Below are 13,131 nucleotides of genomic sequence, written 5' to 3'. Positions count from 1 at the left end.
CAATATGGGTTGGTCATGAATATTAACTTTACATTAATTTCTCAGGCACTTGCGTTTTCAACATTTATCTGGTTTACAGTTAAGTTTGTCTGGCCGCCATTGTTAAAGGCAATTGAAGATCGTCAAAAAACAATTGCAGATGGCTTGGCTGCCGGAGAGCGAGGCCGCCATGAATTAGAACTGGCAAGCCAGCGGTCTACAGAAATTCTGAAAGAAGCCAAGCAACAGGCGGCCGAGATTATTCAGCAGGCAGAGAAGCGCGCCTCTGAAATTGTTGAGGAATCTAAGAGCGCAGCTAAGCAGGAAGGTGATCGTATAATTTCTGGCGCGAAAGCTGAAATAGATCACGAAATTTTCAGTGCTAAAGAAGCGCTGCGTCAACACGCCGCAGAGCTGGCAATTGCCGGCGCATCGAAAATTCTTCGCAAGGAAGTCGATGCGAAAGTACACGCAGATTTGCTGGCGTCAATTGAGGAAGATTTAAAATAATGGCAGAAGCGGTAACGGTTGCACGGCCCTATGCTGAAGCTGTATTTAAGCTGGCAGTTGCTAACAATAATTTAACAGAATGGTCGGGCATGTTACGGGATGCGGCAGATATCTCGCAACATGAGCAAATTAAGGCGCTTATTGGCAATCCGGTCGTTTCAGCGAAACAGCTCGGTGAGTTGCTGCTTGAAATCGGCAAATCCAAGTTTAATCAGGAGGGTCGTAATTTTCTGTTAATGCTGGCAGAAAATAGCAGAATCGGCGTTCTGCCACAAATCAGCCAACTTTTTGAACATCTGAAGTCGCAGCATGAAGGTATGCTCGAAGCGACTGTCGTTTCGGCATTTGAAATGGACGGTGGGCAGTTAAAGAAATTAACTGCGAGCCTTGAGCGGAAATTTAACAGGAAAATTGATGCCAAAGTCCAAGTGGATCAGGCGTTAATCGGCGGTGTTATAGTAGAAGTTGGCGATGAGATATTTGATGCTTCCATTCGCGGTAAACTACAGGCAATGGCTAGCGCCCTTAAAAGCTAGGAGTTAAAAAGAAATGCAGTTAAATCCATCCGAAATCAGTGAACTGATTAAAAATAGGATAGAAGGACTTGCTGAAACGGCAGAGGTTCGTACGCAGGGAACTATTGTTTCGGTAACCGACGGTATTGTTCGAATACATGGTTTATCGGACGTTATGCAAGGCGAAATGTTAGAGTTTCCAGGTAATACCTATGGTTTGGCACTTAATCTGGAAAGGGATTCAGTCGGTGCGGTAATTATGGGTGCATATGAGCATATTTCTGAAGGGGACACGGTTAAGTGTACCGGAAGAATCCTGGAGGTTCCCGTGGGGGAAGGTTTACTCGGACGCGTGGTTAACGCGCTCGGGCAACCGATTGATGGTAAAGGCCCTGTCACTTCTGAAAAGTCAGAACCAATTGAAAAAATTGCGCCAGGCGTGGTCTGGCGCAAGTCAGTTGATCAGCCCGTTCAAACAGGTTTGAAATCCGTGGATTCAATGGTGCCGATCGGGCGCGGTCAGCGTGAATTGATAATCGGTGACCGTCAAACAGGTAAAACAGCCGTTGCGATTGATGCAATCATTAATCAGAAAGGCCAGGACATGCTATGTATTTATGTGGCTATTGGCCAGAAGGCGTCATCGATTGCGAATGTTGTTCGCAAACTCGAAGAACATGGCGCCATGGAATATACGATTGTTGTTGCGGCTACGGCATCGGAATCAGCTGCTATGCAGTTTATTGCACCCTATTCCGGCTGCACGATGGGAGAATTTTTTCGTGATACAGGACGGGATGCGCTGATTATTTATGATGATTTAACCAAACAGGCCTGGGCATACCGCCAAATTTCACTCTTGTTGAGAAGACCGCCAGGACGTGAAGCTTATCCTGGTGATGTATTCTATTTGCATTCACGCTTGCTGGAAAGAGCTGCCAGGGTAAGTGAGGAGTATGTGGAAAAGGAAACGGATGGCGCTGTAAGAGGAAAAACGGGCTCATTAACCGCCTTGCCGATTATTGAAACGCAGGCTGGTGACGTTACCGCATTTGTGCCAACGAATGTAATTTCAATTACAGACGGACAGATCTTTTTGGAAACAGATTTGTTTAATGCCGGTATTCGGCCTGCAATTAATGCTGGCGTGTCTGTTTCACGTGTTGGTGGTGCGGCACAAACAAAAGTCATTAAAAAGCTGGGCGGCGGTATTCGTCTTGCGCTTGCCCAATACCGTGAATTGGCTGCGTTTGCACAATTTGCGTCTGATCTGGATGAAGCGACTCGGAAACAGCTTGATCGCGGTAAGATGGCTACAGAGCTGATGAAACAGCCTCAATATGCCACATTAAGCGTCTCTGAAATGGCTTTAACGTTGTTTGCAATTAACAATGGTTATTACGATGATGTTGAAGTAAATCGTGCACTTGCGTTTGAGGCGGCGCTAAAAAGTTATATTCGTGGACAACATGGATCAATTTTGGAAAAAATTGAGAGCACCAAAGAACTTGTTGCGGAAACAGAAAAACAATTAGTGACTGCGATAGAAGAATTCAAGAAAAACGGAACCTACTAAACAATGTCAGGTAGCAGAGAAATACGCAATAAAATCAAGAGCGTAAAAAATACACAGAAAATTACGCGTGCTATGGAGATGGTCGCGGCATCCAAGATGCGTAAAGCACAGGACCGCATGAAAAAGGCCAGACCGTACGGTGAAAAAATACGCAATGTTGCAGCGCATATGAGCCGGGCAAATACCGAGTATCGCCATCCTTTTTTGATTGAGCGGGATACTGTTAAACGCGTAGGTATCATCGTAATAACTTCTGACAAAGGTTTGTGTGGAGGACTGAATACGAACGTGCTTCGTCGTGTTTTGAGCGAAATAAAAACATGGCAGTCCGGGGACGAAGAAATAGAAGTTTGCTGTATAGGCAGCAAAGGCCTGGGTTTTATGAACAGGCTCAAGGCCAGTGTAATTTCTCAGGTTGTCGGATTGGGCGATACGCCGGATATGGAAAAACTGATTGGTGCAGTAAAAGTCGTTCTTGACGGTTACACCGGGGATCGCTTTGATCGCGTCTATATTTTTTATAACCGTTTCATCAATACCATGAAGCAGGAACCTGTCATGGAAAAACTGCTGCCACTCAGTGATGAGAAAATGAGATCAGGCGCGGACAGTGAAGAAGATCCTTCAAATACCGGCTGGGATTATATTTATGAACCAGAGGCAAAACCTGTAATAGATGATATTATGGTACGCTACGTAGAAGCTTTGATTTATCAAGCAGTTACGGAAAATATGGCGTCTGAGCAGTCAGCAAGAATGGTTGCAATGAAGGCCGCTTCAGATAATGCGGGTAATGTAATCGATGAATTAACGCTTGTGTATAACAAGTCTCGACAGGCGGCTATTACCAAAGAGTTGTCAGAAATTGTAGGCGGCGCAGCAGCTGTTTAAATATAAAGTATTTAGGATAAAACAATGAGTCAAGGAAAAATTGTACAGTGTATTGGTGCGGTGGTTGACGTAGAATTTGATCGTGAATCCATTCCTAAAGTCAACGATGCGTTGGTTATGGAAGGTTCTGAGCTAACTTTGGAAGTTCAGCAACAACTGGGTGATGGCGTGGTACGTACGATCGCGCTGGGTTCTTCCGATGGTCTGCGTCGTGGCATGACGGTTCAAAATACTGGAGCGGAAATTAGTGTTCCGGTTGGTATTAAAACCCTTGGCCGGATTATGGACGTTCTTGGCCGGCCCATTGACGAAATGGGTGAGATCGAATCCGAACAGTCAATGTCCATCCATCGCCAGGCACCTGCATTCGATGAGCTATCGGCTTCAACTGAGTTGCTTGAAACGGGTATTAAAGTGATTGACCTGATTTGTCCATTTGCCAAGGGCGGTAAGGTCGGTCTGTTTGGCGGTGCGGGCGTCGGAAAGACAGTCAACATGATGGAACTGATTCGTAATATCGCCATTGAACACAGCGGCTATTCTGTCTTTGCGGGCGTCGGTGAGCGTACACGTGAAGGTAATGATTTTTATCATGAGATGAAGGATTCAAATGTACTTGACAAGGTCGCACTGGTTTATGGGCAAATGAACGAACCGCCCGGAAACAGGCTTCGTGTGGCGTTGACTGGGCTGACGATGGCGGAAGCGTTTCGTGATGAGGGTCGGGATGTGCTGTTTTTCGTTGATAATATTTACCGCTATACATTGGCCGGTACCGAGGTATCGGCACTATTAGGCCGTATGCCTTCAGCTGTCGGTTATCAGCCGACGCTTGCTGAGGAAATGGGGCGCTTGCAGGAGCGTATTACATCGACAAAAACAGGATCGATTACCTCGATTCAGGCGGTGTATGTGCCTGCAGATGACTTGACCGACCCGTCGCCTGCTACGACTTTCGGTCATCTGGATGCTACCGTTGTGTTATCACGGGATATTGCTTCATTAGGTATTTATCCTGCAGTGGATCCGCTTGATTCGACTTCAAGACAGTTGGATCCTTTAGTCGTTGGTGACGAGCACTATAATACTGCGCGTGAAGTACAGCAAACATTACAGCGTTACAAGGAATTGAGAGATATTATTGCGATTCTGGGTATGGACGAATTATCTGCGGAAGATAAGCTGGCTGTTAGCCGGGCGCGTAAAATTCAGCGGTTCCTGTCACAGCCATTTAATGTGGCTGAAGTCTTCACGGGTTCACCAGGTAAGTATGTACCATTAAAAGAAACGATTAAAGGATTTAAAGGTATTGTTACCGGAGAATATGATAATCTGCCAGAGCAAGCGTTTTACATGGTAGGTGGTATCGAAGAGGCTGTAGAAAAAGCCAAAAGCATTCAATAACGGGTATAACTAAATGGGTACAGTTTTTCATCTGGATATTGTCAGTGCCGAAGAATCGATTTATTCAGGCCCTGTGGAATTCTTAGTTGCACCTGCGCTAATGGGCGAATTGGGCATTTATCCACGTCATACGCCGTTGTTGACGAAAATCAGGTCGGGAATGGTGCGAATCAAAGCGCAGTTAAAAGAAGATGAGATGGTGTACGTATCAGGCGGAATGCTTGAAGTACAGCCAGACGTGGTTACGATACTTGCCGATACTGCCATTCGTAGTAACGATTTAGATGAAGCAAAAGCGATAGAGGCAAAACGTGCCGCTGAAGATGCAATGAAGGATCGCGCTTCAGAGCTGGATTATGCGCGTGCACAAGCAGAATTGATGGAAGCAGTCGCGCAACTGGCGGCAATAGAAAAATTAAGAAAACGCAGACATTAGTACAATATCTGCCAATCTACAGTAAGGCGACAATATAGTCGCCTTTTTTTTACGCGAATACATATAAAATTGAAATTTTAAACAGTATCCCAGGTAAAAATCTTATTTCATCTCTTATAATATATAGCAACACGATTTAGCAGGTGCAGTCTTGATTTGTGAAGCAACTTCACTATTCTAATCCGCCGGTTCTGATAATTCTCGGCTTTAAAAGGAGAGTGCTTTAAGATGGCGTCTAAACTGAGTATCATAATTTTAGCTGCAGGCCTGGGTAAGCGCATGCATTCATCCTTACCTAAGGTGCTGCATGCGCTTGCAGGAAAACCCTTGCTGTCCCATGTATTGGACTTAGCCAAGAAATTATCGCCAGATCAAATATGTGTAGTGATCGGCCATGGCGGTGAACGTGTGAAAGAAATTGTAAACGATGCAAGTTTGACTTGGGTCACCCAAGAACCACAATTAGGCACTGGACATGCGGTGCTGCAAGCGCAGCCATATTTGGATCAAGAAGGCTCGACGTTGATTTTATACGGTGATGTACCATTGGTGAGCTTAGCGTCACTCGAACAGCTCATCAATTCGGCGCAGGGAAAAACATGCGGCATTTTGACTGCCGTTGTTGACGATCCTTTCGGCTACGGGCGCATTATTCGCGATGAAAATACCAATGCAATTAGTGGGATAGTTGAGCAAAAAGATACCAACCAAACGCAACAATCCATTCGTGAAATAAACACCGGGATTATGGTCATTCCCAATGCATGTTTGCATTCATGGTTACCAAAGCTCAAGGATAATAATGCCCAGCAGGAATATTATTTAACAGATATAGTAAAAATGGCGGTCGGTCAAAATGTAGCTGTTGTTTCTACACAAGCCGTACATGACTGGGAAATTCTGGGTGTTAACAGCAGGGTACAATTAGCAGAACTGGAGCGTATTTACCAGAACAACTATGCAAATAAATTGCTGGAAAAAGGGGTGATGCTGTACGATCCTGCACGGATAGATATTCGGGGTGAATTAAGATGTGGTACTGACGTCGAGATTGATGTCAATTGCATTTTTGAAGGAACTGTCATTTTAGGCGACCATGTTAAGGTCAAAGCAAACAGTATACTAAAGGACGTTACAGTTTCTGAGAAAACAGCGATACTGCCGTTCAGTCATATTGAAGATGCGAAAATCGGTGCCAATTGCAGAATTGGCCCTTATTCAAGAATACGGCCGGAAACGCAGCTTACCGACAATGTGCATATCGGTAATTTCGTAGAAGTAAAAAAAAGCCAAATTGCATCAGGCAGCAAGGTAAACCACCTCAGCTATATCGGAGATACCGCCATAGGTAACAATGTCAATATCGGTGCGGGAACGATTACTTGTAATTATGACGGTGCTTATAAACATCAAACGATTATCGAGGATAATGTTTTCATTGGTTCCGATACACAGCTTGTCGCACCCGTAAAAGTATCTTATGGTTCGACCATTGGCGCCGGATCGACGATAACCAAAGATACGCCAGAAAATGAATTAACGTTATCTAGGGCGAAACAGATCAGTATATCCGGATGGAAACGTCCGTCAAAAACATAACTATTTTTCAGATCTACATCAACTACCGGTACAGGGAAATATCGTATGTGCGGAATCGTGAGCGCTGTTGCAAATAATAATGTTGTTCCAGTTTTGCTTGAAGGCTTGCTGCGATTGGAATATCGAGGATACGACTCAGCGGGACTTGTCATTACTAATAATGGATTGCAGAGACTGCGAACCGCCGGTCGTGTTGCCGAACTGAAAAAGAAGGCTGCAGAACAAGATACATACGGACTTGCCGGTATCGCGCATACACGATGGGCGACGCATGGAGAACCTTCCGAACGTAATGCACACCCTCATTTATCCGGGGAAGAATCCAGAATCGCCGTTGTTCACAACGGTATTATCGAAAATCACGAATCGATGCGTAAACAACTGCAGGCTGAAGGCTATCAGTTTGTGTCAGATACGGATACCGAAGTCATTGCACACTTGATTGCATACAATCTAAAAAATACGGCAGACTTGTTGAAAGCGGTTTGTTTGTCGATTTCTGAGTTGGAAGGCGCGTATGCCATCGCGGTGATGGAAGAGGCAAATCCCGAACGGATCGTAGTCGCGCGTAACGGCGCTCCATTGTTATTAGGATTGGGTAATGACGGTATTTACGCAGCCTCCGATGCATCCGCATTGTTGCAGACCACCCGCAACATGATTTACCTGGAAGAGGGCGATGTTGCTGAACTGCAGAAAGATCAATACCATATTTTTGATTGTGCGGACGGTTATATCGGTCGTGAAGTAGAGCGGCCGATACATCACAGCGACCTGACAAGCGATGCGATCGATATAGGGCCATACGATCATTTCATGCAAAAAGAAATCTTTGAGCAGCCGAGCGCGGTGGCAAATACGCTGGAAATGGTTTTTAATGCCCAATCCGTTTCTCCGGGTTTGTTTGGCAGCGCATCTGAAAAAATTTTTTCCAAAACGAATAGCTTGCTTATTCTCGCCTGCGGTACCAGTTATCACGCAGGACTTGTTGCCCGCTACTGGATGGAATCCGTAGCAGGATTACCGTGCACGGTAGAAATAGCCAGCGAATACCGTTATCGCAGTCCGGTTGCCGATCCGCGAACGCTGGTCGTGGGTATTTCGCAATCCGGTGAGACTGCAGATACGCTGGCTGCAATGAATTATGCGAAACAGCTTGGACATCAGCACAGCCTGGCTATCTGCAACGTTGCTGAAAGTGCGTTGATCAGGCAGACGGATCTGCGTTTTTTGACGCGTGCTGGACCGGAAATTGGGGTTGCATCGACAAAAGCGTTTACCACACAGCTTGCATCATTACTGCTGTTAACTGTTCTGCTGGCAAAAATGCGTAACAAGTTATCTGCGGATAAAGAACGCGAGATGATCGCGGCATTGCGTCATCTGCCGGCTGCACTGCAGGCATCGTTGCAGATAGAACCCGAGGTGCAGGAATGGTCACAGCGGTTTTCAGAAAAACGTCATGCGCTGTTTCTCGGCCGCGGTGTGCACTATCCGATTGCAATGGAAGGCGCATTAAAACTTAAGGAAATATCGTATATTCACGCAGAAGCATATGCGTCCGGGGAATTGAAACACGGTCCACTGGCTCTGGTTGACAGGGACATGCCGGTTGTCGCCATAGCGCCGAACGATCAACTGCTAGGCAAGTTGAAGTCCAATTTGCAGGAAGTAAACGCCCGAGGCGGGGAATTATATGTGTTTGCGGATGCGGACACAGCTATTGAAGAAAGCGACAGTCTTCACGTTATTCGGCTGGCTGAGCATGCGGGCATTCTAAGCCCGATTTTGCATACGATACCGTTGCAGCTGCTAGCTTATCATGTTGCCCTGGTCAAGCATACCGATGTGGACAAGCCCAGAAATCTTGCGAAAGCGGTAACGGTGGAGTAGGTGATGCTGTTTTCGTGCCACTCTGACTTCATGCTGAATTCGCGACAGTATTTGCCTTTATCCAGGCTGGGCCGGGTGGTAAGATAAGCCCATCTTAAACACAGGATAAAAATCAATGGCCGGTCACAGTAAATGGGCGAATATTAAACATAAAAAAGCTGCGCAGGATGCCAAGCGCGGCAAAATTTTTACCCGTTTGATCAAAGAAATCACCGTTGCCGCCCGTATAGGCGGAGGGGATCCTAACAGTAATCCGCGTTTACGTTTGGCGATGGACAAGGCATTTGGCCAGAATATGCCCAAAGATAACGTAGAGCGTGCAATAAAACGTGGCAGCGGCGATCTTGAAGGCGTTAATTATGAAGAAATCCGATATGAAGGTTACGGGATTTCGGGCGCTGCGGTCATGGTCGATTGCATGACGGATAACCGGATGCGGACTGTGGCTGATGTCCGCCATGCATTCAGTAAATTTGGCGGTAATCTGGGTACCGATGGATCGGTCGCTTTTCTGTTCAGATATTGCGGACAGTTTATTTTTGCGCCGGGAACGTCTGAAGAAAAGCTGATGGAAGCAGCGCTGGAGGCTGGCGCTGAAGATGTCATCGGCAATGATGACGAAAGCATTGAAGTTATTACCGCGCCTTATGAGTTTGTTTCCGCAAAGGCGGCATTGGAAAACGCCGGCTTTACAGCAGAGCTGGCGGAGGTGACAATGAAACCGACCAACGAAACAGCGTTGACCGGTGACGATGCAGCGAAAATGCAAAAGCTGCTCGACGCGCTGGAAAATCTGGATGATGTGCAGGCCGTTTATACCACGGCTGTACTCGACGAATAAATTCAAGTACAGGTGAACATATTCGAATTCTAGGCATAGATCCGGGGTTGCGCATCACCGGATTTGGCGTCATCGATCGGGGCGCGCATCAACTCGCATATATCGACAGTGGGTGCGTCAAGACTGTGGAGGGCGCTTTGCCGGACCGGCTTAAACTGATCATGAGTAACCTGCGGGAAATCATTCTGGAATACCGTCCCGATCAGGTTGCAGTGGAGCAAGTGTTTGTCAATGTCAATCCCAAGTCAACACTGTTATTGGGGCAGGCAAGGGGAGCGGCAATTTGTGCGGCGGTGCTGCATAATCTTGGCGTATCGGAATATACTGCATTACAAATCAAACAGGCTGTGGTTGGAAACGGGCATGCGCACAAGGATCAGGTGCAGGCCATGGTGATACAGTTACTTAACCTTGCGGGCAGCCCGGGGAAGGATGCCGCCGATGCGCTGGCTTGTGCAATTTGCCATGCGCATGGCGGATTCGGGTTAGGGAAAATTTCATTGGGCCTGCGAATGAAACGCGGAAGACTGGTGTGATCGGCAGGCTGCAGGGTGTTCTGCTGACGAAACAGCCGCCGCAAATCGTGCTCGATGTCGGGGGTGTCGGTTATGAAATCGACGTCCCGATGAGCACTTTTTTTGATCTGCCGGGGGTGGGTGAGCAGATAATGCTGTATACGCATCTGATGGTTCGGGAAGATGCACATTTATTATTCGGTTTTGCAACCGAGACGGAACGTGAAGCTTTCCGCCAGCTGGTGAAAATTTCGGGAGTCGGTGCAAGAACTGCATTAGCGCTGTTATCCGGCATGACTGTAACGGATTTGCAGCATGCCGTTAAATCGGACGATAGTACGCGGCTGATTAAAATTCCGGGTATCGGTAAGAAGACGGCTGAGCGGTTATTGCTGGAATTACGCGGCAAGCTGGGCGCTGCTGAAGCCGATTTTACGCCTGCGGCTGAAACAGCAGATCATCACCATGACATCGTCAATGCATTGCTGTCTTTAGGCTATAATGCACGTGAAGCCGACTGGGCGGTCAAACAGCTGCCGCAGGAAGCAACTGTAGCAGATGGTATTCGCCTTGCTTTACAGCGATTGTCAAAGGATAAATAATTTCCGCTTATTATGATTGAGACGGATCGATTAATTAACGCTGCTGCAGCTTCTTCCCAGGAAGAAGTGCTGGAACGCGCGCTACGTCCGAAGCTGCTCGATGAATATGTCGGTCAGGAAAAAATCCGCAGCCAGCTGAGCATTTTTATCGAAGCTGCGCGCCGCCGCCGGGAGGCGTTGGATCATGTTTTGTTATTTGGTCCACCAGGACTCGGTAAAACCACGCTGGCGCATATCGTTGCCAGAGAAATGGGCGTGAGCCTGCGCCATACGTCCGGCCCCGTATTGGAGCGCCCTGGCGATCTGGCAGCTTTGCTGACAAATCTTGAACCGCATGACGTGCTGTTTGTCGATGAAATTCACCGCTTGTCACCGATGGTCGAAGAAATTCTCTATCCGGCACTGGAGGACTACCAGCTGGATATTATGATCGGTGAAGGTCCGGCCGCCCGCTCCGTCAAGCTCGATCTGCCGCCTTTTACGCTTGTAGGCGCAACCACGCGCGCCGGCATGCTGACGAATCCGTTGCGCGACCGCTTCGGTATTGTTTCGCGGCTGGAATTTTATACGGCTGAAGAATTGAGCAAGATTGTAGCGCGTTCAGCAGGGTTGTTAGGTGTAGAGATAACGGCGGACGGCGCACTGGAAATCGCGCGCCGCTCACGTGGCACGCCGCGTATTGCCAATCGCCTGCTGCGCCGTGTGCGTGACTTTGCCGAGGTCAAATCCAACGGACAGGTGACACAACCGGTTGCCGATGCGGCGCTGAGCATGCTGGATGTCGATGCAACCGGTCTGGATATGATGGACAGAAAGCTGTTATTGTCCGTTTTGGAAAAATTTGAAGGCGGGCCCGTTGGCGTGGATAATCTTGCCGCTGCTATCGGGGAAGAACGTGACACGATTGAAGATGTACTGGAACCGTATCTGATCCAGCAGGGATTTCTGAAACGTACGCCGCGCGGCCGTATGGCAACAATCATCGCTTATCGTCATTTCGGTCTTCCCTTACCCAGAAGCGGCATTCAGGGAGAATTATGGGAAGAATGAAAACCGTTCGTTGCCCGGTTTTATCGTTTTTGTCGTTTTAAATTATCCTGGAATTATCAGTCGGATGATGTTTAGAGCACACTGTTCTTCCTTTTTGGCAAGGCGTAATAACGTGTTGTTGCAACGAATTGCAACGCAGCAAAAAAGGAAGAACAGTGTGCTATAAGCACCATAGCGTGGCCCACCCTTCGGGTGGGTGGCATATAAAGAAATATTAGTTTTATTGTTCATAAGATTGGCCATAGTCGTAGCGGTCAACTGAAAATTTTAGGATTATGCAAGCTTATACATTGCGTTTTATTATTGCGGTTCTGTTGACGGTAGTGATCATGTTGTATTTTTATACGGACCGCGAAAAAAGTTATTACAGTCAATCGGCGGAACCTGCGGTAACACAGATTCTGGCGGAAATCACCAGCTGGGAAAAAGAACCGTTCCTCAGACATCTGGCGCCGGAAGCCAGACAGACTATTTCGGATGAGCAACTGGAGCAGCTGCTCGACCACTACCGCAGTTTCGGCAGATTTTACGCCATTGATGAACTGGACTTCTCGCGTACAGCGAGCGTATTCTCACTGTTTGGTGAAAAACGCCTGAATTATTCCGGCGTGGCGGATTATTCGACGGGACCGATCAACGTCAATATAACGCTGGTGGAACGCGACGGTTATTATCTGGTTTATAATTTTACCCTGAGCAGGGCGACAGAAGATGGATCCTGGCTTTTCTGAATTGCCGGTCTTATAAAGGTAAACTACTGGTTCTTTTTCGCAGCCTGTCCGGCCAAAGCCATTTGAATACAAGCATGGGGTTGGTGCTTTTGTCGGCCTGCAGCAAAGGAATCAACCCATCGAAGTCCTGACAAAAAACTCCGACAGGCTGATCGCATTCAAACTATCAGTACCGGACTTCCGCCTCTAGGTATAAAATCAGCACCTCCGCCTAATGGACTCTCGTCTGCAAGACGGACTTCACACTGGTTGTTTTTATGGATCATAAAGAAACGCACCTCGTTAAATTTAAAGTCCTGAACATCAATGCTTGATGGTAGAAACGCTATCTCCTGATCATCAATAAATAGACGATGCCCACTTGGTACTTTTTTTAAGCAAAGTCTATGATTTGTGCCGTTTATATTAGTGCATACTTCTGTCATAGCTATCTCCTTCTTGTGGTAAAAATTTTTAACCTAAATTCCTCAGTTAGCTGGAATCAAATGCCAACATAGCGGGAAATGAATCAAGAAATTGTGATTTCTGGGGTTTGCTGGCAATAATTTTACTGATGATATAACGCACCAAGGCTGGCCAGCGACCTGCT

14 protein-coding genes are annotated in these 13,131 nt (G+C 47.1%); 13 read left to right on the top strand and 1 reads right to left on the bottom strand.

The annotated features are described in order from the left end of the window. Positions 1-15 precede the first annotated feature (15 nt). The 13 genes from BMY60_RS07615 to BMY60_RS07555 all read left to right on the top strand — a co-directional run bounded on the left by BMY60_RS07615 (position 16) and on the right by BMY60_RS07555 (position 12,542). A complete protein-coding gene (locus BMY60_RS07615) occupies positions 16-489 on the top strand; it encodes a F0F1 ATP synthase subunit B (RefSeq protein ID WP_090332639.1) in 474 nt (157 codons plus the stop codon). Next, entirely contained in the window at positions 489-1,025 is a 537-nt protein-coding gene (locus BMY60_RS07610) for a F0F1 ATP synthase subunit delta (RefSeq protein WP_090332637.1), read from the top strand. Before BMY60_RS07615 ends, BMY60_RS07610 begins: the two co-directional genes overlap by 1 nt. Positions 1,026-1,038: 13 nt before the next feature. Continuing rightward, positions 1,039-2,580 carry a F0F1 ATP synthase subunit alpha gene (atpA, locus tag BMY60_RS07605; protein ID WP_090332636.1) on the top strand — a complete coding sequence of 514 codons (1,542 nt, stop codon included), beginning with the start codon at positions 1,039-1,041 and terminating at the stop codon, positions 2,578-2,580. Between the two features lie 3 nt (positions 2,581-2,583). Then, entirely contained in the window at positions 2,584-3,471 is an 888-nt protein-coding gene (gene atpG, locus BMY60_RS07600) for a F0F1 ATP synthase subunit gamma (RefSeq protein WP_090332634.1), read from the top strand. A gap of 24 nt (positions 3,472-3,495) precedes the next feature. Continuing rightward, positions 3,496-4,875, top strand: a complete 1,380-nt coding sequence (gene atpD, locus BMY60_RS07595; protein WP_090332633.1) for a F0F1 ATP synthase subunit beta — start codon at positions 3,496-3,498, stop codon at positions 4,873-4,875. A gap of 13 nt (positions 4,876-4,888) precedes the next feature. Continuing rightward, a complete protein-coding gene (locus BMY60_RS07590) occupies positions 4,889-5,311 on the top strand; it encodes a F0F1 ATP synthase subunit epsilon (RefSeq protein ID WP_090332631.1) in 423 nt (140 codons plus the stop codon). A gap of 228 nt (positions 5,312-5,539) precedes the next feature. Continuing rightward, entirely contained in the window at positions 5,540-6,910 is a 1,371-nt protein-coding gene (glmU, locus tag BMY60_RS07585) for a bifunctional UDP-N-acetylglucosamine diphosphorylase/glucosamine-1-phosphate N-acetyltransferase GlmU (protein WP_218141655.1), read from the top strand. 45 nt (positions 6,911-6,955) lie between these two features. Further along, complete coding sequence (gene glmS / locus BMY60_RS07580) at positions 6,956-8,803, top strand: glutamine--fructose-6-phosphate transaminase (isomerizing) (protein WP_090332630.1); 1,848 nt, start codon at positions 6,956-6,958, stop codon at positions 8,801-8,803. Between the two features lie 115 nt (positions 8,804-8,918). Next, positions 8,919-9,644 carry a YebC/PmpR family DNA-binding transcriptional regulator gene (locus BMY60_RS07575; RefSeq protein WP_090332628.1) on the top strand — a complete coding sequence of 242 codons (726 nt, stop codon included), beginning with the start codon at positions 8,919-8,921 and terminating at the stop codon, positions 9,642-9,644. Positions 9,645-9,664: 20 nt separating this feature from the next. Beyond that, the gene (gene ruvC, locus BMY60_RS07570) at positions 9,665-10,180 is read left to right on the top strand and encodes a crossover junction endodeoxyribonuclease RuvC (RefSeq protein WP_090332627.1); all 516 of its coding nucleotides are present in this window, start codon (positions 9,665-9,667) and stop codon (positions 10,178-10,180) included. Then, a complete protein-coding gene (gene ruvA, locus BMY60_RS07565; RefSeq protein WP_090332625.1) occupies positions 10,177-10,761 on the top strand; it encodes a Holliday junction branch migration protein RuvA in 585 nt (194 codons plus the stop codon). Before ruvC ends, ruvA begins: the two co-directional genes overlap by 4 nt. 12 nt (positions 10,762-10,773) lie before the next feature. Beyond that, complete coding sequence (gene ruvB / locus BMY60_RS07560) at positions 10,774-11,811, top strand: Holliday junction branch migration DNA helicase RuvB (protein ID WP_090332624.1); 1,038 nt, start codon at positions 10,774-10,776, stop codon at positions 11,809-11,811. A gap of 275 nt (positions 11,812-12,086) precedes the next feature. Further along, positions 12,087-12,542, top strand: a complete 456-nt coding sequence (locus BMY60_RS07555) for a hypothetical protein (protein WP_090332622.1) — start codon at positions 12,087-12,089, stop codon at positions 12,540-12,542. 158 nt (positions 12,543-12,700) lie between these two features. Here BMY60_RS07555 and BMY60_RS07550 read toward each other — a convergent pair whose 3' ends face one another. Then, positions 12,701-12,967 carry a hypothetical protein gene (locus BMY60_RS07550; RefSeq protein WP_090332621.1) on the bottom strand — a complete coding sequence of 89 codons (267 nt, stop codon included), beginning with the start codon at positions 12,965-12,967 and terminating at the stop codon, positions 12,701-12,703. Positions 12,968-13,131 lie beyond the last annotated feature (164 nt).

The sequence above is a fragment of the Nitrosomonas sp. Nm51 genome, assembly GCF_900111165.1.
In the GTDB taxonomy this organism is placed as follows: Bacteria; Pseudomonadota; Gammaproteobacteria; order Burkholderiales; family Nitrosomonadaceae; genus Nitrosomonas.
The sequence above is the reverse complement of the archived record's forward strand: the minus strand, read 5'-3'. Positions and strand labels throughout refer to the sequence as shown.